Annotated in this window: 19 protein-coding genes; 14 read left to right on the top strand and 5 right to left on the bottom strand. The window is 73.7% G+C overall.

Annotated elements, in window-relative coordinates; genetic code table 11:
* The 10 genes from EEJ42_RS20025 to EEJ42_RS19985 form a co-directional block, all read left to right on the top strand.
* Positions 1-364 (top strand): PDGLE domain-containing protein (locus EEJ42_RS20025; protein WP_184503173.1); only part of this gene is annotated, 364 nt, incomplete at its 5' end.
* Position 365: 1 nt separating this feature from the next.
* On the top strand, positions 366-1,130 hold the full coding sequence (cbiQ, locus tag EEJ42_RS20020; protein ID WP_123101446.1) for a cobalt ECF transporter T component CbiQ: 765 nt from the start codon (positions 366-368) through the stop codon (positions 1,128-1,130).
* A complete protein-coding gene (locus EEJ42_RS20015; RefSeq protein ID WP_123101444.1) occupies positions 1,127-1,885 on the top strand; it encodes an energy-coupling factor ABC transporter ATP-binding protein in 759 nt (252 codons plus the stop codon). Before cbiQ ends, EEJ42_RS20015 begins: the two co-directional genes overlap by 4 nt.
* 70 nt (positions 1,886-1,955) lie before the next feature.
* Positions 1,956-3,167, top strand: a complete 1,212-nt coding sequence (locus EEJ42_RS20010; protein WP_123101442.1) for a serine hydrolase domain-containing protein — start codon at positions 1,956-1,958, stop codon at positions 3,165-3,167.
* A gap of 295 nt (positions 3,168-3,462) precedes the next feature.
* Positions 3,463-4,824, top strand: coding sequence for a hypothetical protein (locus tag EEJ42_RS20005; protein WP_123101440.1), 1,362 nt, complete (start codon positions 3,463-3,465; stop codon positions 4,822-4,824).
* On the top strand, positions 4,821-5,768 hold the full coding sequence (locus EEJ42_RS20000; protein WP_123101438.1) for a sigma factor-like helix-turn-helix DNA-binding protein: 948 nt from the start codon (positions 4,821-4,823) through the stop codon (positions 5,766-5,768). The genes EEJ42_RS20005 and EEJ42_RS20000 overlap by 4 nt, the downstream gene beginning before the upstream one ends.
* 164 nt (positions 5,769-5,932) lie before the next feature.
* A complete protein-coding gene (locus tag EEJ42_RS19995; RefSeq protein ID WP_123101436.1) occupies positions 5,933-6,361 on the top strand; it encodes a hypothetical protein in 429 nt (142 codons plus the stop codon).
* The gene (locus EEJ42_RS52975; RefSeq protein WP_246096988.1) at positions 6,355-6,669 is read left to right on the top strand and encodes a hypothetical protein; all 315 of its coding nucleotides are present in this window, start codon (positions 6,355-6,357) and stop codon (positions 6,667-6,669) included. The genes EEJ42_RS19995 and EEJ42_RS52975 overlap by 7 nt, the downstream gene beginning before the upstream one ends.
* Positions 6,670-6,712: 43 nt before the next feature.
* Complete coding sequence (locus tag EEJ42_RS19990) at positions 6,713-7,804, top strand: ATP-binding protein (RefSeq protein ID WP_246096979.1); 1,092 nt, start codon at positions 6,713-6,715, stop codon at positions 7,802-7,804.
* Positions 7,805-7,920: 116 nt separating this feature from the next.
* Positions 7,921-8,703 carry an SDR family NAD(P)-dependent oxidoreductase gene (locus EEJ42_RS19985; protein ID WP_123101432.1) on the top strand — a complete coding sequence of 261 codons (783 nt, stop codon included), beginning with the start codon at positions 7,921-7,923 and terminating at the stop codon, positions 8,701-8,703.
* 25 nt (positions 8,704-8,728) lie between these two features.
* Here EEJ42_RS19985 and EEJ42_RS19980 read toward each other — a convergent pair whose 3' ends face one another.
* The 3 genes from EEJ42_RS19980 to EEJ42_RS19970 form a co-directional block, all read right to left on the bottom strand.
* A complete protein-coding gene (locus EEJ42_RS19980) occupies positions 8,729-9,610 on the bottom strand; it encodes a DMT family transporter (protein WP_123101430.1) in 882 nt (293 codons plus the stop codon).
* On the bottom strand, positions 9,607-10,116 hold the full coding sequence (locus EEJ42_RS19975) for a YbaK/EbsC family protein (protein ID WP_123101428.1): 510 nt from the start codon (positions 10,114-10,116) through the stop codon (positions 9,607-9,609). Before EEJ42_RS19975 ends, EEJ42_RS19980 begins: the two co-directional genes overlap by 4 nt.
* Before the next feature lie 109 nt (positions 10,117-10,225).
* Entirely contained in the window at positions 10,226-13,411 is a 3,186-nt protein-coding gene (locus EEJ42_RS19970; RefSeq protein ID WP_123101426.1) for an AfsR/SARP family transcriptional regulator, read from the bottom strand.
* A 167-nt stretch (positions 13,412-13,578) separates the two neighbouring features.
* Between EEJ42_RS19970 and EEJ42_RS19965 the strand changes: the two genes are divergently transcribed.
* The gene (locus EEJ42_RS19965) at positions 13,579-13,950 is read left to right on the top strand and encodes a hypothetical protein (protein ID WP_148081995.1); all 372 of its coding nucleotides are present in this window, start codon (positions 13,579-13,581) and stop codon (positions 13,948-13,950) included.
* Positions 13,951-14,079: 129 nt separating this feature from the next.
* On the opposite strand, the gene EEJ42_RS19960 is transcribed toward EEJ42_RS19965, so the two are convergent.
* On the bottom strand, positions 14,080-15,723 hold the full coding sequence (locus EEJ42_RS19960) for a penicillin-binding transpeptidase domain-containing protein (RefSeq protein WP_123101422.1): 1,644 nt from the start codon (positions 15,721-15,723) through the stop codon (positions 14,080-14,082).
* Between the two features lie 133 nt (positions 15,724-15,856).
* Positions 15,857-17,656, bottom strand: coding sequence for a dolichyl-phosphate-mannose--protein mannosyltransferase (locus EEJ42_RS19955; protein WP_123101420.1), 1,800 nt, complete (start codon positions 17,654-17,656; stop codon positions 15,857-15,859).
* A gap of 126 nt (positions 17,657-17,782) precedes the next feature.
* On the opposite strand from EEJ42_RS19955, the gene rsmI reads away from it, so the two are divergent.
* From rsmI to EEJ42_RS19940, 3 genes are all read left to right on the top strand, one after another.
* Positions 17,783-18,661, top strand: a complete 879-nt coding sequence (rsmI, locus tag EEJ42_RS19950) for a 16S rRNA (cytidine(1402)-2'-O)-methyltransferase (protein ID WP_123101450.1) — start codon at positions 17,783-17,785, stop codon at positions 18,659-18,661.
* A 171-nt stretch (positions 18,662-18,832) separates the two neighbouring features.
* On the top strand, positions 18,833-19,282 hold the full coding sequence (locus tag EEJ42_RS19945; protein WP_123101418.1) for a hypothetical protein: 450 nt from the start codon (positions 18,833-18,835) through the stop codon (positions 19,280-19,282).
* An 86-nt stretch (positions 19,283-19,368) separates the two neighbouring features.
* On the top strand, positions 19,369-20,343 hold the full coding sequence (locus tag EEJ42_RS19940) for a TatD family hydrolase (RefSeq protein WP_246096971.1): 975 nt from the start codon (positions 19,369-19,371) through the stop codon (positions 20,341-20,343).
* Positions 20,344-20,534: the final 191 nt, after the last annotated feature.

Here is a 20,534-nt window from a genome sequence, read left to right as displayed (position 1 = left end):
CGCCGCCAAGGACGACGCCGACACCGCCCCCGCCCCCGGCGCACCGCGGCGCTCCGCGCGCCGGGTGTGGGCGGTGGGGCTCGGGGCCGCGCTGCTGTGCGCGGGCGTCGTCAGCTTCTACGCCTCCGCCAGCCCCGACGGGCTGGAGAAGGTCGCCGCCGACAAGGGCATCGACAAGAAGACCGAGGACCACGCCGCCAAGGACTCCCCGCTCGCCGACTACGGCGTCAAGGACATCTCCGACGCCCGGCTCTCCGGCGGCCTCGCCGGGGTGATCGGGGTCGGTGCGACGCTCGCCGTGGGCACCGGGGTCTTCGTCGTCGTGCGGCGGCGCCGGGCCGACACCGACGCCGAGGCGGGCTGACATGGGCGCGGGACACGCCCACACGCTCTACCGGGCGGGCGGTTCGCCGGTTCACACCCTCCCGCCGCAGTGCAAGATCGCCGCCGTCTTCTGCTTCGTGCTCGTCGTCGTCGCGACACCCCGCGAGGCGCTGTGGGCGTTCGGCCTGTACGCCGTGCTGCTGGCCGCGGTGGCGGCGACGGCCCGCATCCCGGCCGGGTTCCTGCTGAAGCGGCTGCTGATCGAGATCCCGTTCGTGGCCTTCGCCGTGCTGATGCCGTTCGTCGCGGAGGGCGCGCGGGTGGAGGTGCTCGGGCTGTCGCTCAGCGAGTCCGGGCTGTGGGGCGCCTGGAACATCCTGGCCAAGGGCACGCTCGGGGTCGCCGCGTCCGTCATCCTGGCGTCGACGACCGAGCTGCGCGCCCTGCTGCTGGGGCTCCAGCGGCTGCGGATGCCGCCGCTGCTGGTGCAGATCGCGTCGTTCATGATCCGCTACGGGGACGTCATCACCGACGAGATGCGCCGGATGCGGATCGCCCGCCGCTCGCGCGGGTTCGAGGCGCGCGGCGTGCGGCAGTGGGGCGTGCTCGCGAAGTCGGCCGGAGCGCTGTTCATCCGGTCGTACGAGCGGGGCGAACGGGTCCATCTGGCGATGCTGAGCCGCGGCTACACGGGCACGATGCCGGTGATCGACGAGGTGACCGCGTCCCGTGCACAGTGGACGTACGCCGCCGCACTCCCGCTGACCGCGCTGGCGGTCTGCCTGACCGGATGGATGCTCACATGACCTCCGCCCCGCCGTCCCTCCAGGTGTCCGGCCTCGCCTACGCCTACCCCGACGGCCACCAGGCGCTGTTCGGCGTCGAGCTGACCGTGGCCCGCGGTGAGCGGGTGGCACTGCTCGGCCCCAACGGGGCGGGCAAGACCACCCTCGTACTGCATCTGAACGGCATCCTGGAGGCGGGCGCCGGGTCGGTCACGGTCGCCGGGCTGCCCGTGGCCAAGCCGAACCTGGCCGAGATCCGCCGCCGGGTGGGCATCGTCTTCCAGGACCCGGACGACCAGCTGTTCATGCCGACCGTGCGCGAGGACGTGGCGTTCGGCCCGGCCGCGGCCGGGATGCGCGGCGCGGAGCTGGCGGAGCGGGTCCACCGGGCCCTGGACCGGGTGGGGATGGCGGAGTTCGCGGACCGGCCGCCGCACCATCTGTCCTTCGGGCAGCGGCGGCGGGTGGCGGTCGCGACCGTGCTGGCCATGGAGCCGGAGATCCTCGTCCTGGACGAGCCCTCCTCCAACCTCGACCCGGCCTCGCGCCGCGAACTGGCCGACATCCTGCGCTCCCTGGACGTCACCGTGCTGATGGTCACCCACGATCTGCCGTACGCGCTGGAGCTGTGCCCGCGGTCCGTGGTGCTCAGCGGGGGAGTGATCGCGGCCGATGGGGGTACGCAGGACTTGTTGTGCGACCAGGAGCTGATGCGGGAGCACCGGCTGGAGCTTCCCTTCGGCTTCGACCCCCGCTCGGTGACGGCCCCGGTCTGAGGTCCCGGCCGGGCGCGTTGCACCATAAGGACGGCAGCACGGTCGGATCGGCAGGGTGGGAGTCGGATCAGTGGTGGACGTCCAGGGCACGGTGGCCGACGGATTCGAACCGGTCCGGGACGCCTTCGCGGAGAACTTCGCGAAGCGCGGTGAGCGCGGCGCGGCCATGGTCCTCTACCGGGACGGCGAGAAGGCCGTCGACCTGTGGGGCGGTACGAAGGACCCCGGTCAGGAGGCCCACGGCGCGCCGTGGGCCCAGGACACCGCGCAGGTCGTCCGCTCCGTCACCAAGGGCGTCGCCTCCGCCGTACCGCTGCTGCTCCACCAGCGCGGCCAGCTCGACCTGGACGGCCGGGTCGGCACGTACTGGCCCGAGTTCAAGGAGAACGGCAAGGAACGGGTGCTGGTGCGGCATCTGCTCGCCCACCGCGCCGGGGTGCCCGCCCTGGACACCCCGCTGACCCCGGCCGAGGCCATCGACGGCATATCCGGGCCGCGGGCCGTCGCCGCCCAGCGCCCTGACTGGGAGCCCGGCACGGCCCACGGCTACCACGCGCAGACCTTCAGCTGGCTGCTGAGCGAGTTGGTGAAGCGGGTCACCGGACGCACCATCGGCCGCTGGATCGCGGAGGAGATCGCCTGGCCGCTCGCCCTGGACCTGTGGCTCGGGCTGCCCGAGGAGCAGCTGGACCGCGTCGGCCGGATCGAGCCGGTGGAGGCACCGGCCGCCTCGCCCGCGGCGCAGGGGCTGCGGCTGCGGCCCAAGCGGTCGGTGGCCGAGGCGTACGCCGACCCGGAGTCGCTGACCCGGCGCGCGTTCGGCGCGATCAGCCCGGTGCCCGACGAGAACGACCCCGCCTATCTCGCAGCCGGGCTGCCCGCCTCCGGCGGGGTCGCCACCGCCGACGCGCTGGCCCGCTTCTACGCGGCGCTGATCGGCCCGCTGCCGTCGGCGCGCACGGCCCGCGCGGGCGGCCGCCTCTTCGCCCCGGCGACGCTGACCCTGGCCCGTACGGAGGAGTCCGCCGGGCCGGACCGGGTGCTGGTGGTCGGGACCCGCTTCGGGCTCGGCTACATGCTGCACGGCCCGGCCTGCCCGCTGCTGGGCCCGGGCTCCTTCGGCCACCCGGGGCGGGGCGGCTCGCTCGCCTTCGCCGACCCCGAGGCGCGGATCGGCTTCGCGTACGTCACCAACGGCATGCAGCGCGGCGTCACGGCGGACCCGCGGGCGCAGGCCCTGGTGCGCGCCGTACGGAAGGCCCTGGCGGCCCAGGAGGCGTAGCGGGGCTGCCGACGAGCCGTAGCGCGCGCTCCCTTCGCGCGCCCCTCTCTGCCTCCGCGCGCTCTCTCGCACACGCACACGCCGGGTCGGCGGGGCCAAGGGTCCCTATCGCGCCGTTCCGGCCCTGCCCACACTGGGGATCCTTCCGGTGGTGAGAGCCGTAGGGGGCGGCTCTCCCGGGGGGAACACGGGGGAACGCGTGGCGCGAACACGGGGGTTACGGGGGGCACGCGCGCGGACGGGGGAGCCACCGGCTCGGCGACACCGGCTCGCGCGGCGGGACATGGAATGGCAGATGCTGCGCATCCTGCTGATCTTCCGGCTGATGCACGGCATCCAGTTCGCGGTGACCGTGCCCGGTATCGCGGGTCATGTCGCCCACCGCACGGGCGGACTGGTGCTGCTGGTGGCGGTGGTGGCCGAATCGCTGTGGTTCACCCTGCACATCGTCCGCAACCACCGGCGGGTGGCGGCGCGCGACGAGGGGGACCGCGAAGCCGACGACCGGGACGACGCCCGGCCGGTCGTGTACGACGGCCTCGCGGCCGGAGTCGAGTTGTGCTCCGCCGTCGCCTCCGTGTGGGCCTGCGTCGTGGTCATGGGCCCCGACCGGGCGCAGGACATGGCCCCGCTGCTGGTGCTCACCACCGAGCAGATCTCCGGCGCGAGCGTCGGCTCGGCGCTCGGCCAGCGGCTGCGCGTCCTCGTCGTGGGCACCGGCGCCGTCGCCGCCTCGTACGCCGCGGTGATCGCCCTGGGCGTTCCGGAGGCGCTGACCCACTCCGATGTGCTGATCGGGCTCACCGGCTACGGGGCGCTGGCCTATCTGATCCGGCGCGGTGCCCTGTATCTGCTGCAACTCGCCGCCGACCTGGGTGATATGAGCCTCCAGCTGCACGAGGTGCAGCAGCGCCGGCTGCTCGCCATCGAACTGCACAACCACATCGGCCACACCCTGGGCGCGTTCCAGCGGGCCGACGCGTCGGACCCCGATCAGCTCGCCTCGCTGCGGAAGTCCGCGATGGTCGCCCTGGAACGGCTCCGCACCTTCATCAGCACCGGCCGGTTCAGCGCGTCGGTGCCGCTGATAGCCATGGTCCACCGGCAGGTCGCGCTGGCGGCCAACGACGCCCTCACGGTGGAGCCGATCGTCACCGAGCGCGTGGTCGGCGCGGCGCCCCGGGTCCGTCCGCACGAGGTGGAGCTGCTGGAAACCGCGCTGCGGGCGCTGCTGATCAACGTGCCGCGCAGCGCCGGGGTGCACGAGGCGCTGCTGCACGTGGACATCGTCACCGAGCAGGGCGAGCCGGGTGAGCCGGGCGAGCAGGGAGAGCCGGGCGAGGCGGTGGAGGTGGTGGAGCTGGTGGTCACCGACGAGGGCGCCGGGTTCCCGCCCGAGGCGCTGGCGGCCGGTGTCACCGCGATGCGCTCCCTGGCCGTCCACCAGCGGCTGCTGGCGGAGCACGGCGGGGCGCTGCGGGTGCTCTCGGTGCCCGGCCTCACCCAAGTGACGCTGACCCTGCCGATCGCCCCCGCACCGGCGGCGGCCGAGCGCCCACCGGGCGCGCGGGAGGGGCGCGTACGCGGCGTACGGAGGCGCGGCGCGCGGTCAACGAGCGGGCGGGCCCGGAGCGGGCAGGAGGAGGCATCGGCATGACGGACGAGCGTGAGCGCGGCACCAAGCAGCCGTTACAGGTGGCGGTGGTCGAGGACCACGAGATGACCCGGCGCGGCCTGGTGGCCTCGCTGGACGCGGACCCGCGGCTGACCGTGGTCTGCGAGGTCGACTCGGTGGAGGGGCTCGACATCAGCGGCGCCGAGTACGACGTGTGCGTGGCCGACCTGATGGGTGTCGGCACCGCCGAGCAGTTCGCCGATCTGGTGCGCCGGTCGGACGTGGTGGTGTGCACCGCCGCCGAGCAGTGGCGCCAGCGCGTCGCCCCCTGGGTGTGCGGGGCGCGGGCGGTCTTCGGCAAGACGGTCGGCGCGGCCGTCCTGGCGAACGCCGTATGGGACGCCCGGCACCATCCGCACTGGCTCAAACCGCATCTGGCGTCCGCCCTGGACACGGCCGTGCGCGAATGCGGGCTCACCATCCCGTCGTATCTCGCGGAACTGCTGGCGCGCACCGCCCGCGGCGGCCGGGTGGCGTGGATCCTGGAGGAACTGGGCGTCGCGGACAAGCGCTACCGGGAGGACCTGGAGCTGTTCCGCATGCAGTGCGCCCGCACCGGACTCGGCCAGCTGACCCTGCTGGACACGCTCTACATGGCCTCGTCGGCCGAGCAGCCGCCCGCCCACCAGCCCGTGGTGTTCTCCAACTGGGCGGCGGGGCTGAGCGAGGGCCAGGTGCGGGCGCTGGAGTGGTACGCGGACGGCTATTCGTACGAGGAGACCGCGGCCCAGCTCGACGTGAAGGTCTCCACCGTCCGCACCCAGATCGAGCGGGCCATGACCGCCTGCGGCATCAGCTCCAAACCCGCCGACATCCGCATGATGTTCGCGATGTACGTCTGCTCCCGGCACACCAAACCCGACCAGCTGCTGCGCCGCCTCACCGCGCTCGGGGCCCATCCGCCGCGCCGGGGCACCGGGGCGTAGGCCCCGTACGTCCGCCGGGTGTCGGTATCTGTCGTACCCGGTGACGACAGCGGCGCCCCGGAATTCCCGCCGTGCCATGGGACGCGCAGCGACACGCGGGGCGAGGAGCATCTGAGGTGCCGGGTCCGGCACCTCAGCCGGGCCCGCTCCACGGGAGGAAACCCATGGCAGAGCCCCTCGTCCCCGACGACAAGCCCGTCGCCAACCCGCTGCTCGACACCGTCGACCTGATGCTCCGGCAGATAGACACCCTCATCGACTGGGGCGACCAGGTCGGGGAGGCCCGGGACGGCCTCGCCGCCCAGCGTGCCCCGCTGCGCCCCGTCCTCGGCTACGCCGACGTGGTCGCCTTCCTGGTCCGCAACCGCCCCCGGGTGCCGGAGGCGGAGGCCGGGGCGGTGCTGCGGCGGCGCCGGGGCCGCGAATACCTCGTCCAGACCTTCTTCCTCGACGGGGACAACGCCCCCGTGCGCGGCACCGACACGCCCGCCCCGGTCTGGGTCTGCCGCACCCGGCAGCTGGACGAGGAACTGGCCGCGGCCTTCGGCGACAAGGACCTCATCGTCTTCGGGAAGGCGGTGCCCTCGTGCTGAGCCTGCTGGCCATGGTCCTCGTCGCGCTCGGCGGGATGGGGGCGGTCGCGGTGGTCTACGTGGTCGTCGTGACCATCGAATATCTCGCCGACTGGTTCCGGGCCCGCAGCGAGCGGCTCCAGACCGACCCCGATCTGCGCTGCGTCACCGTCTCCGAGTCCATCCGCGACGGCAATGTCGCCTACATCCAGGGGCTGTTCGACACCTCGCGAGAACAGTTCGTCGACAGCCGCCGCATCGAGGGAAAACAGGCTGACGACCGCGTACGCAACGCCCACGCCCACCACCAGGTCGCCGTCTGGGGCTGACCGCCCGCCACCCGCCTCCGGGCCCAGGGGAGAGAGGACCCCAGTGAAGAACAAGGGAGCCACCGCCTTCGCCGTCACCGGCATACCGCACGGCGCCGACGACGTGGAGGCGGGCCTGCTGCGCACCCGCCTGATCGCCGCCGCCAAGGCGTTCAGCGGCCACCACGGACCCCAGCCGCTCACCGTCACCATCACCAACCAGCCGCCCGGCGCCCCCGCCACGGCCCCGCGCGGCGACGAGGCGGGGCCGCGGCGCGAGGCGGACGAACCGTCGGAGGCCGAGCGGGCCGTGCGCTTCACCGCGACCGATCCGCTGCACAGCTTCGACCGTCTCGTCCTGCCCGCCCGCACCCTGGACCAGCTGCTGCGCGCGGTGCACACCGTGGAACAGCGCCGGGTGCTGTACGACGACTGGGGGCTGCGGAGCATCCAGCCGCACCCCAGCTCGGCGGTCAACCTGGAGGGCGCGCCCGGCACCGGCAAGACCCTGGCCGCCCACGCGATCGCGGACCGGCTGGGCCGCCCCGTGATCGCGGCCCGGGCCTCGCAGTTGGAGAGCAAGTTCCACGGGGAGGGCCCGAAGAACCTCGGCGCGCTCTTCCACGCCGCCCGCGAGCAGGGCGCGGTGCTCTTCCTGGACGAGGCGGACGCGCTGATGTCGGCCCGCTTCGAGACCACCAGCCATGGTTCGGAGCACGCGGTGAACGCGATGCGCAGCGAGATGCTGACCGCGCTCGACGGCCACGAGGGGCTGGTCGTGCTCGCCACCAACCTGGTGACCAGCTACGACACCGCGTTCGACAGCCGCGTCTGGCATGTGCGCTTCCCCAGCCCGGACCGGGCGGCCCGCGCCGAGATCTGGCGCCGCCATCTGCCCGAGGCCCTGCCGCTGGACGGCGATGTCTCCCCGGAGCGGCTGGCGGAGGTCGACGACGTCACCGGGCGCGACATCTGCCGCGCGGTGATCGACGCGGCCGCGGAGGTGCTGCGCACCGGGCGGCCCCGGGTGTCCGAGACCGATCTGCTCGCGGCGGTGCACCGCATCAAGGCGACCCGCCCCCGCCGTACGGCCCCCCTCCCGGCCCCGGCCCCGCTCCCGGTACCGGCTCAGGCCCCCGCTGCCCGGCCGGATTGACCCGCGAGGGGCGGCGGCCGAAACCCGGCGACTGCGCGCCTCCCGGGCGGGCAGTGATCCGTTGGGCCCACCACCCGGGCGGCCCTGGTCCGGTACGCGGCGCGAGGGAGCACACGGTGCGCAGATTCGAGGGGTACGCGGTCGTCGTCACCGGCGCGGGACGCGGCATCGGCGAGGCGACCGCGCGCCGCTTCGCCGCCGAGGGCGCCCGCGTTCTCGTCACCGACCTCGACGGCGAACGGGCCGCCCGCGCCGCCGAGTCGATATGCGCAGACGGCGGCGAGGCCGACGCGCTGGCCTGCGACGTCGCCGAGCGGGCCGACGCGGAGGCGGCCGTCGCCCACGCCGTGCACCGCTTCGGCCGGCTCGACGTCCTCGTGAACAACGCCCACTCATGTCGGCCCGATACCCCGCTGTTCGAGGACCAGCCGGACGACGAGTGGCACCAGGACCTCGACGTCACTCTCGGCGGCGCCTTCCGCTGCGCCCGCGCCGCGCTGCCCCACCTGGCCGCCGCCGACGGTCGCGGCGCGATCGTCAACGTCGGCTCCGTCAACGGTCTCCAGGACTTCGGCAACCACGCCTACAGCGCCGCCAAGGCGGGCCTGGGAAGCCTCACCCGCACCCTCGCCGGGCACGCCGCCGCCCGCGGCGTCCGTGTCAAGCTCGTCGCCCCCGGCACCATCCGCACCCCCGGCTGGGACGGCCGGGAGGAGGCGCTGCGCCGCGCCGCCGACATCTACCCGCTCGGCCGGGTCGGCGAACCGTCCGACATCGCCGCCGCCATCACCTTCCTGGCCTCCCCCGACGCCGCCTGGATCACCGGTGTCACCCTCCCGGTGGATGGCGGCATCACGATGACGGACGTGACCCTGCGCAGGGCCATCGGGAACGTGTGACGGGCCGGGGGATCAAAAGGCGGGCTCAGCCCGGGTGCCACATCAGGCCGATGCCCGCCACCATCAGGCCCGCCGCGGCGATGCGCGGGGCGCCGAAGCGTTCCTTGAAGAAGACGGTGCCGATGGCCGCGCCCACGATGATGCTGGACTCCCGGAGGGCGGCCACCGGGGCGAGGGCGGCGCGGGTCTGCGCCCACAGGACGAGGCCGTACGCACAGACCGAGAGGAACCCGCCGAGCAGACCGCGCGCGGCGACCGGGCGGAGCTGGGCGGCCAGGGCGCGGCGGCGGGTGGCGAGGGCGTAGGCGGGGATGGCGAACCCCTCCAGGATCATCAGCCAGGCGATGTACCCGAGCGGGGTGCCGGAGGCGCGTACGCCGAGGCCGTCCACCACGGTGTACGCGGCGATGGACAGCCCGGTGGCCACGGCGGCGGCCAGGGCGAGCCCGTGCGGGCCGCCGTTCCCCGCCGCATGCGCACCGTCCCCCGTACGGGCGCCCCGCGCGCCCCACAGCGCCACGCCCAGCAGCCCCGCCGAGGCCACCGCGATGCCCGCAGCCTGTCGGCCGTCCGGGTTCTCGGCGGCGAAGACCGCGGCGAGCACGGTCACCACGAGCGGCGCGGTGCCCCGGGCGATCGGGTACATCTGGCCGAAGTCGCCCAGGTGGAAGGAGCGCATGAGCAGGACGTAGTACACGAGGTGGATGGCCGCGGAGGCGATCAGATACGGCCAGGCGCCCGCCGCGGGCAGCGGGCTGAAGGCGGCCAGCACCACCCCGCACAGCGCCCCGCCGCCGCTCACCAGGGTGAAGGAGAGCAGCTGGTCGCGGATGTTGTGGGCGATCGCGTTCCAGCTTGCGTGGGTGATGGCGGCGAGGAGTACCGCGGCCGCGACGAGCGGGGTCACGCGGCGGTGTCGCGTACGTCGGCCACGGTCCCCTCGGCGTGCGCGATCAGCGTCTTGGGGTCGAGCGCGAAGACGGCGTGCGGGGTGCCCGCCGCCGCCCAGACGACTCCGTGGTCCAGCAGCCGGCGGTCGGCCAGGACGCGGGTGCGGGTGCGGTGCCCGAAGGGCGGTACGCCGCCGATGGCGTAGCCCGTCGTCTCCCGGACGAGCGCGGCGCTCGCCCGCCGCACCGCGTCGGCGCCCAGCTCGTGGCGCACCAGCTCGACATCGACCCGTGACGCGCCGTCCACCAGGACCACCACCGGCTGTCCGTCCGCCTCGAAGACGAGGGACTTGACGATCTGGCTCAGCTCGCAGCCGACCGCTTCGGCCGCCTCGACGGCGGTGCGGGTGGCATCGGGGAAGCGGCGGATCTCCACGTCCAGACCGAGGCCGCGCAGAGCGTCGGCGAAGCGGGGGTGGGCGGCGGTGCCGGAGGCGGCGGTGTCAGGGGTGTCGGAGGCCATGGCGCCGACGCTATCGACGGGCGCCGGGACCGCGCGAGGACATTTCGCTGGGCGCCGGAATGCGGAAACGCGCACCGGCGTTCAAGACCGGCTCGATCCAGCCGCGTCCTCAGCCGAGCCGCGCCGGGCGGTAGCCGGTCTCGGCCCGGATGTGCCGGGCGCGGGAGGCGTGCCGTCCGGCCCGTTCCGGGTCGCCCAGCGCGCGGCACAGGGCGGCCAGCGCGTGGTGGGCCCGGCACTCCACCAGCCGCAGCCCCTGGCCGCGGGCGATGGCCAGGGCCCGTTCCGCGTGACCGGCGGCCGCCTCGTACGCGCGCGAGCCGTCCCGGAGCCGGGCCAGCCCCACGTGCGCCTCGGCCTCCTGGCGCCGCAGCCCCCGGGAGGCGGCGGCGTCCAGGGCCTCGGTCAGCCGGGCCCCGGCGCGGTCGGACCTGCCGTCCGCGCGGTGCAGTTCGCCGAGCGTGGTGAGCGCGTCGGCCTCGTCCTTGGGGGTGCTGGTCTCGACCGCGATCTCCAGGGCCCGTTCGGCGTGCGCGAAGGCGGCGTCGGGCCGCCCCGCGTCGCCGTGCACCTGTGCCAGCAGGTCGTGCGCGCTGGCCTCGTTGTGGCGCTGACTCAGCTCCCGGCACAGCCGCGCCGCGGCCCGGCCGTCCGCCAGTGCCCGGTCCGGATCGCCGAGCAGCCGGTGCGCCTGACCGCGGTTGATCATCGCGGTGACCGTGCCGGACGAGGTCTCCTGGCGCCCGTAGATCCCGATGGCCTCGGTCGCCCGGTCCACCGCGCGCCGCAGCTCGCCGAGCTGGACGTCGACGGCGGAGCTGTTGCTGAGCGCGGGGCCGAGCAGCCCGGGCCGGTCGAGCGTACGGAACATCCGGATGCCCCGGTCCTGCCACTCGGCCGCACGCCGCATGTCCCCCATGTCGTCGTACAGGGTGCCCAGGTTGCACAGCATCGCGGCCTCGCCCTCCGCGAACCCCGCCTTCCGGTACCCCTCCAGCGCCGACCGGTGGTAGCCCAGCGACGCCTCCACCTCGCCGGTGTGCCGGTACAGGGTCCCCAGGCTGTGCAGCATGGCCGCCTCGCCCAGCGGGTCGCCGCCCTGCCGCGCCGCGCGCAGCCCGGCCTGCGCCGCGTCCTCCCACGCGGACAGATGGCGCCGCTGGTAGAAGTACGTGCGCAGCTCGTCCGCGAGCTGCCAGGCGGTGCGGTACGGACCGGCCTCGGCGGCGCGGACGACGGCGGCGACCAGATTGGCGCGCTCGTCCTCCAGCCACGCCAGCGCCTCGTCCCGCCCGGCGAACGCGCTGTCCCCGGCGCGGTCCCGCTCCAGCCGGACCTGCGGGGTGTACCCGTACGCGGTGGCCGCGTCGGCGCGGCGCAAGTACCAGGCGAGCAGCCGCTCCAGGGCCGCGGCGCGCTCGGCGACGCCGCACTCGGCGCGGGCCCGCTCGGCGGCGTACTCGCGCAGCAGGTCGTGCGGCCGGTAGCGGCCCGGACGCGGCGACTCGACGAGATGCGCGGCATCCAGCGCGCGCAGCAGCCCGGCGGCCTTCCGCTCGCCGGTGTCCAGCAGGGCGGCCGCGGCGGGCACGGTGATCTCCGGCCCCGGGGCCACTCCCAGCAGCCGGAAGAGCCGGAGCGGCCCGGGGGCGAGGGCGCGGTACGACAGCGTGAAGGCGCGCCGGACGGCGGACGCCGGGTCGCCGTCGAGCTCCAGCGCCGCCAGCCGGTCGCCGTTGCCCAGCTCGTCGGCCAGATCGGCGACCGGGCGCCCGGGGTCGCAGACCAGCTGCGCCGCGGCGACCCGCAGCGCCAGCGGCAGCGCCCCGCACAGCCGCACGAGCCGGTCGGTGGCCTCCGGTTCGGCCGCCACCCGGTCCTCGCCCACGGCGGCCGCCAGCACCGCGCGCGCGGCCTCGGGGGTGAGCGAACCGAGGACGAGCGGCTGGGCCCCGTCGCGGGCGACCAGACCGCTCAGCCGCTGACGGCTGGTCACCAGCACCTGGCAGGCGGGGGCGCCGGGCAGCAGCGGACGCACCTGGTCCGCCGAGGCGGCGTTGTCCAGCACGACCAGCATGCGCCGCCCGGCCAGCAACGAGCGGTACAGATGCACCTGCTCGTCCCCGTCGGCCGGAATCCGTTCCCGGGCCACCCCCAGCCCGTGCAGCAACTGCCCGATGGCCTCGGCGGGGCGCAGCGGCTCGCTGTCGTGGTCGAAGCCGCGCAGATCCACATAGAGCTGGCCGTCGGGGAAGCGGCGCCGGACCCGGTGCCCCCAATGCACGGCGAGGGCGGTCTTGCCGACCCCGGCCGTGCCGCAGACAGCGGCGATGGCCACGGCCCCGGCCGGGTCCTCGGCGGCCTCCGTTGCGGGGCCCGGGTCGGGCGGCAGCAGGGCGTCCAGCCGGGCGATTTCCTCGGCCCGTCCGCGGAACCCGCCCACCACATGTGGCAGTCCGGCGGGCACCCGCGGCAGCGCGGAGTCGGCGGGCGGTCCGGAATCGCCCGCCCCGACCGGCGCTTCGGAGACGGAAACCGCGTCCGCGCCGCACTCCTCCGGCACGGCCAGCGACGGGTCCTCGCTCAGGATGCGCTGGTGCACCCCGCGCAGCTCGGGCCCGGGGTCGACGCCGAGGTCGTCGGCGAGCCGATGGCGCGTGGCCTCGTACAACTCCAGTGCCTCCGCCTGCCGTTCGCCGCGGTACAGCGCCGTCATCAGCTGCCGTACCGCCCGCTCGTCCAGCGGGTGTGCCGCCGCCTGGGCGCGCAGCTCCGGCAGCAGTTCACGGTGGTGGCCGAGGCGCAGCGAGGCGTCGTACAACTCCAGCCGTGCAGCGAGCCGTTCGTCCGCGAGGCGGGCCCGGGTCGCCTCCGCCCAGGCTCCGGTCAGCCCGCTGAGGGCGTCTCCGCGCCACAGGTCCAGCGCCTGCCGTAACAGGGCGACGCGGTCGTCACCGTCGCGGGCGGCGGCCGTGAGGCGGTGGAAGCGGTGCAGGTCCACCCGCTCGGGGTCGGCCTCCAGGAGGTAGCCGCCGGAGCCACGCGTCAACCGGACACCGGGGACGCCGCAGTCGGCCAGGGCGGTGCGCAGGCGCCCGATGTACCCGTAGAGGATGTTGCGGACCGAGCCCGGTGGATCCTCGCCCCACACCCGGTCGATCAGCCGCTCCGCCGGTACGGCGCGGCCCAGTTCGCACAGGAGCACCGCCGCGACGGTGCGCTGCTTGGGATGGCCCAGTCCGACGGGCCGGCCCTCGGCCGACGCCTCCACCGGGCCCAGCAACCGGAACTCCACCTCGACCCCCTGTCACGTCCCTGCCGGCCAGGGTGAACCTCCCCGGTAAATGACCGGTCAACGTTTCTTCAACCTCCCTTCCACACCCGGGCGGGAGAGTCGTTTGTGCCGCCACGGGGAGCACGACCGGCGGCACCGACAACACAACGATCAAGGGAGCGAGACCCATGCGTGTACGTGGACGCCTGACGGGGGCCGGTCTTGGTATTGCCGCGGTGGCGATGGTGGGACTGAGCGCGACCGCGGCCAGTGCCCAGCCCGCCGACTCCATCGGCACCAAGGCGGAGGCGGCGAACGTCCCGGTTCATGTGACGAGTGACGCCTACATCCGGTCGGTGCCCGCCACCACCGGCGCCGTCTGGGGCAATGTCCAGTTCGGTGACGACCAGGAAGCCATCTGCTTCACCGAGGGCGGCGACGCCAGCCTGGGCGGCCGGACCAGCAATGTCTGGGTCCAGCTCGACCAGTGGGGTCCGTCCAACGGCTACGTGACCGAGCTGGCCCTCCAGAACGGCCACGCCGGAATGCCGCACTGCTGACCGGAAGACCGGAAGACCGGCAGAGGACCGGCTGACCGGCAGACAGGCCGACGACCGGCTGAACAGACAAGAGCCGGGCGGACGCGGAATCACCGCGCCCGCCCGGCTCCTCAGCGGTAGGCCGGGGCCTCAGCCGCCCGCGCGCAGCAGCGCGGCCACGATCGGGCCCGCCGTGTCGCCGCCGTGGCCGCCCTCGGGGACCACACCGGCCGCGGCGAGGTCACCGTTGTAGGCGGTGAACCAGCCGTTCGGCTTCTCCTGGTTGTCGACCTCGGCCGAACCGGTCTTGGCGCCGAAGTCACCGCTCATCCCGGACATCGCCTCGGCGGCGGTGCCGGAGGTGGCGGTCAGGTGCATCAGCTTGCGCAGCTGGTCCTTGGTGCTCGACTTCATCGTCTTGCTCGCCTTGGCCAGCGTCCGGTTGTCCACGGACGGCGCGACCAGGTACGGCTGGCGGAAGGTGCCGGTGGAGGCCGTGGCCGACACCGACGCCATGTTGAGCGGGTTCATCCGCACCCCGCCCTGGCCGATCAGCGAGGCGGCCTTGGAGGCCGCGGACTGCGTCGGCACCGCGCCGTCGAAGGTGGGCACGCCGGTCTGCCAGTTGAGGCCGATGCCGAAGACGTCACGGGCCTCCTTGGTCAGGTCGTCGTCCTTCAGCTTCCCCGCCTGGCTGATGAAGGCGGTGTTGCAGGAACGGGCGAAGCTCTGCTCGAACGTCCCGTTCTTGATCTCGAACTTCTTGTCGTTCTGGAACTTCCAGCCGCCGTAAGAGAAGTACTTCGGGCACGGATGCGCCTTGCCGTACGCGGCCAGACCCTTGTCGATCAGCGTCGCCGAGGTGATGACCTTCATGGTCGAGCCCGGCGCGTACGAGCCCTGGAGCGCCGGGTTGAAGCCGCTCGCGGGGGAGTTGGCCACCGCGAGGATCTCACCGGTGCTCGGCTTGACGGCCACGACCGACGCCTTGCTCTTCTTGCTCACCTGCTGTTCGGCGGTGCTCTGGAGCTTGCCGTCGATCGTCGTCTTCAGCGTGCCCGGGGTGCCCTTGGAGAGCACCTTCAGCGTCTCGTCGGGGGACTTGGAGCCCTTGCCGCGGGAGATGAAGGTCTCCACGCCCGCCTTGCCGCCGGCCTTCTTCCCGTACCGCTCGCGCAGCGCGGACAGCACGCCCTTGAGGCTCGGGTGGTCGGTGGCGGTCAGCTCCGTGCCGTCCCGGTCGACGGCCTTGATCGGCGGGGCCTCGGACTCGCCGGTCTCCAGGGTGTCGCCCTTGCCCAGCTTGGGGTGGACGACCGAGGGCTGCCAGTCGACGACCGGCTTGCCCGTCTTGGTGTCGCGGGTCACGTCCAGCGAGGATTCATACGTCCAGGGGACGCTCTCACCGCTGTACGCGATCCGGGCGTTGACCGCGAACGGCACCTTGTCGCCGCTGGCCTGCCCCGGATTCAGCTGCACCTTGTCGATATGGGCTTTCTTGCGGTAGCCGCTCAGCGCCGCGGTGGCCGCGTCGCTGTCGTCCGTCAGGGCGGCGGCCTTCGCCGTCTCACCCGCCGACCATGCCGCCAGGAACGAGCGGGCGGTGGTCTTGACCTCGGCCGCGCTGGGCGGGCCGGTCTTCACCTTCTTCACGGCGTTCTTCTCGTCGCCCGACGCGTTCGCGCCGTCCTTGGAACCCGACGAGTCATCCTGGCCGCTGCCGCAGCCGGCAACACTGACGACCATGGCGGCGAACACCGCACTGACGATCGCGGCTCTCGCGCCACTCCGCATGCAGAACCCCCACTGTGTTCTTCGAGTCCCCCCACCGGTGCGGTGGGGGCCGCGGTCCGAGGCACTCTACCGGCATCCCGTGAACCCGCCGCGCCCCCTCCGGAACCGCTTCCTCCGGGGGGCTGGCCCGGATTCAGATCCAGGTGTCGAGCCACATGCGGGCCCGCCAGGCGTCCATCGGCATCGTCTGGCCCGTGTACAGCGGGAAGAAGTAGATGAAGTTCCAGATGATGAGCAGGACGAGCGCGCCCGCGCCGACCGCGCCCACCACCCGCCGGGTGTCGCTGGCCCCCGGCGGACCCAGCAGCGCGCCGATCATCATGGCCACCGCCAGACACAGGAACGGCACGAACACGACGGCGTAGAAGGAGAAGATCGTGCGGTCCTGGTAGAGGAACCACGGCAGATACCCGGCCGCGATCCCGGCCAGGATCGCGCCCGCCCGCCAGTCGCGCCGCAGCGCCCACCGGAACAGCAGGTAGAGCACCGCGAAGCAGGCCGCCCACCACAGCAGCGGGGTGCCCAGCGCCAGCACCTCGCGGGCGCACTTCTCGGCGGCGTCCTTGGGACAGCCCTCCTGACCGGCCCGCGGCGACTCGTAGAAGTACGAGACCGGCCGTGACTGGACCAGCCAGCTCCACGGGTTGGACTGGTAGACGTGCGGCGAGTCCAGGCCCACATGGAACTTGTAGACCTCGGTCTCGTAGTGCCACAGGCTGCGCAGCGGGTTGAGCAGCCAGTCGAAGGCGCCGCCGGTGCCGTAGCCGCCGCCGTCCGGCCGGTCCGACTCGGCCCAGTGGCGGAAGTAGCCGCTGTGCTGCCAGCCGCGGGTCCGGCTGAAGGTGCCGCTCGCGCCGAACCAGCCCGACCAGGAGGCGATGTAGGTGACGATCGCCACAGGCACCGTCGACAGGAACGCCCACGGCAGATCGCGCCGCAGCACCGTCCGGTAGGGGCGCAGGGCGCCCGCGGTGCGGCGCGCGCCGACGTCCCACAGGACGGTCATGAGGCCGAACAGCGCCAGCACGTACAGCCCGTTCCACTTGGTGCCGACGGCCAGGCCCAGCAGCACTCCGGCCGCGATCCGCCACGGCCGCGCGCCCAGCTTCAGGCTCCCGGCGACCTCCGCGTCGGGCCGCGCCGGGCCGTCGTCGCTCGCCGGGAGTGCCGGGGGTGCCGCCGGAAGCGCCGCCGCGAGCCGGGCCCGGGCCTTGTCCCGGTCGATGAGCAGACAGCCGAAGGCGGCCAGCACGAAGAACATCAGCACCAGGTCGAGCAGCGCTGTGCGGCTCATCACAAAGTGCAGCCCGTCCACCGCCATCAGCGCGCCCGCCAGGCAGCCGAGGAACGTCGAACGGAAGAGCCGCCGCCCGATCCGGCACAGCATCAGCACCGACAGGGTGCCGAGCACGGCGACCATGAACCGCCAGCCGAAGGGGTGCAGCCCGAAGAACTGCTCGCCCAGCCCGATGACCCACTTGCCGACCGGCGGATGGACCACATAGGACGCGGCGTCGCTCAGCGGGATGTGCTGCGGCGTGTCGAGGATCCTGTCGTTGGCGGTCTTGGGCCAGGTGCCCTCGTAGCCGAACCGCCAGACCGACCAGGCGTCCTTGGCGTAATACGTCTCGTCGAATATGACCTTGTCCGGGCTGCCGAGGCGCCAGAAGCGGGTCAGCCCGGCGACGAGCGCGACGAGCAGCGGCCCGCCCCAGCCGCTCCAGCGGGCGATTCTGGCCGCCACCGCGGGGGTCGCCCCGAGCGTCTCCCACAGCCGGGTGCCCGGCTCCTGGTACGGCGGGACCAGCCGTTCGCGTACGCCGGGCCGGGGATGGCCCGCGTATCCGAAACGGCGCAGCCGACGCTGCCAGGCCGGCGGGTGCTGGCCGGCGGCTCGGCCCGGCTGGGCGTGGGTCGCGGTGTCACTGCTCACCGGGCCATCGTAGGGAAGCGGCCTGTGAGTGTGGCGTGGATCAGGTGGTGTCTCGCGGAAGCGGCGGCCGACGCCGCGGAAACGGCGGCCGACGCGGCGGGTGCGGCGGGCTGCGAGGATGGCCCGGTGACTGGAACGCTCGTACTCGCAGGGACCCCCATCGGCGACACCGCGGACGCGCCGCCGCGGCTGGCCGCCGAGCTGGCGGCGGCCGATGTGATCGCCGCCGAGGACACCCGGCGGCTGCGCCGGCTCACCCAGGCGCTGGACGTCCAGCCGGGCGGCCGGGTGGTGTCCTACTTCGAGGGCAACGAGTCGGCGCGTACCCCCGAGCTGGTCGAGGCGCTGGCGGCGGGCTCCCGGGTGCTGCTGGTCACCGACGCGGGCATGCCCTCGGTCTCCGACCCCGGCTACCGGCTGGTCGCCGCCGCCGTCGAGCGCGGCATCGCGGTCACCGCGGTGCCCGGCCCGTCCGCCGTGCTCACCGCGCTGGCCGTCTCCGGGCTGCCGGTGGACCGCTTCTGCTTCGAGGGCTTCCCGCCGCGCAAGGCGGGGGAGCGGCTGGGGCGGCTGCGGGAGGCCGCCGAGGAGCGGCGCACCCTGGTCTACTTCGAGGCCCCGCACCGGCTGGCCGACACCCTGGCCGCCATGGCGGAGGTGTTCGGCGCGGACCGGCGGGCCGCGGTGTGCCGGGAGCTGACCAAGACGTACGAGGAGGTCCGGCGCGGCCCGCTGGAGGAGCTGGCGGCCTGGGCCGCCGAGGGCGTACGGGGCGAGATCACCATCGTCGTCGAGGGCGCCCCCGCACCGGGCCCCGACGAGGCCGGTCCCGCCGAGCTGGCCCGCCGGGTCGCGGTGCGCGAGGAGGCCGGGGAGCGCCGCAAGGAGGCCATCGCGGCGGTCGCGCAGGCCGCCGGGGTACCCAAAAGGGTGGTGTTCGATGCGGTGGTGGCGGCAAAGAACGCGACGGCGGACGCGCCACGCGAAGGTAAAGCCCACCACTGAAAGGCAAAGGGCAGACCTGCCGATCGGGCGGTTTCGATAGTGCACAGCTAAATCTCCCCCAAAGAGAGGGAAGAGCTGCTGCGATCCCGCCGGGAAAGGCGTCCACTGGTGGAGAAGCGCGGGGACGTAACCCATCCCGGAAGACTTGTCCTGCGGACAAGAGGAGCTGCCATGAGCGATATAGCGGGAGCCTCGAACGGCGTTCACCCGATATCCCGGCCCACCGTCGGCCCCGAGGGCGACGAGGTGGCCCACGAGGCGTACGCCTTCGCCTGCATGAAGTGCGGGCACGGCTGGGAACGGTCGTACGACATCGAGCACCACGTGGACGGCGAGGGCCACCCCTTCGTCGTGTACTTCACCGACGGAACGCGCGTCCCGTCCCCGCTGACGAGCCCCGACTGCGTCAACTGCGGTGCGCATCTGGTGCGCATCATGCGGGCGGGCCAGGTCTCGTCGGTCCTGGAGAGCGCCCGGCGGACCCCGCCGCGCGGTGCGCCGAAGGCGGGACCGGACGGTGCGGGGCCGGACGGCGAGGCGGACACCGGAGGCACCACGCGGCGCCGTGGACACCACTGGCACCTGTCGAATCTCCTGCACCCCTTTTCGCATCGCAAATGAGCTGGGTCAGGGTCAGCTGAGCGGCCGGGCGTGATGCGAAGGGTGTGATTCACCCGACATTCACCGGCATTCGTAGAATCACGCTCATGGCGCAATCAGCATCGACCCACGGCGGCAGCGGCGGAACCGGAAGCGGGAAGAACAACGGCGGACAAAACGTCCGGCAAAAGGAAAAGGACGCTCCGCCCCCGCTCCCGGACCCCCTGCGGGTGCCGGTCGCCGACTCCCACACCCACCTGGACATGCAGACGGGGACCGTCGAGGACGCGCTCGCCAAGGCGGCCTCGGTCGGCGTGACGACCGTCGTCCAGGTGGGATGCGACCTCGCCGGGTCGCGGTGGGCGGCCGAGACCGCGGCCGCCCACGACGGCGTCTGGGCCACCGTCGCCCTCCACCCCAACGAGGCGCCCCGCATCGTCCTCGGCGACCCTGATGGCTGGTCCCGGCAGGGCGCCCGGGAGCCCGGCGGCGACCAGGCCCTCGACGCGGCCCTCGCCGAGATCGACACCCTCGCCGCCCTGCCCCAGGTGCGCGGCGTCGGCGAAACCGGCCTCGACTACTTCCGCACCGGCCCCGACGGCATGGCCGCCCAGGAACGCTCGTTCCGCCGCCACATCGACATCGCCAAGCGGCACGGCAAGGCCCTGGTCATCCACGACCGGGAAGCCCACGACGACGTCCTGCGGGTGCTCGCCGAGGAAGGCGCCCCCGACACCGTCGTCTTCCACTGCTACTCCGGCGACGCCGCCATGGCCAAGGTGTGCGCGGAGCACGGCTACTACATGTCCTTCGCGGGGAACGTCACCTTCAAGAACGCCCAGCCGCTGCGCGACGCGCTCGCCGTCGCCCCCCTCGACCTCCTCCTCGTGGAGACCGACGCGCCGTTCCTCACCCCCGCGCCCTACCGCGGACGGCCTAACGCTCCGTATCTGATTCCGTGCACCCTGCGGGCCATGGCCGACGTCAAGGGCGTCCCCGAAGACACCCTGGCGACCGCCGTGGCGGCCAACACCGCGCGCGTCTTCGGCTATTCGGCGCCCCACGGCCCCCAAGACGGTTGACAACGCAGGGTAATTAATCGGCTTTGGAGAGTCACCGGACACTCCGCTACAGTCCGCGGCGTCCCGCCCCGACCCGTGGACCCGTGGAGTGTCGTCGTGAGCCGTACGCAGGGCAGCCACCGCGTCCCGGGCGGCCGTGCCGCCGCCCGCCGAGCCGCCCGGCGCGGACGCGCCCCGGCCCGCACCGACCC

The sequence above is a fragment of the Streptomyces botrytidirepellens genome (assembly GCF_003721215.1).
GTDB classification, from domain to species: domain Bacteria; phylum Actinomycetota; class Actinomycetes; order Streptomycetales; family Streptomycetaceae; genus Streptomyces; species Streptomyces himastatinicus.
This window is presented reverse-complemented; position numbering and strand designations above follow the sequence as displayed.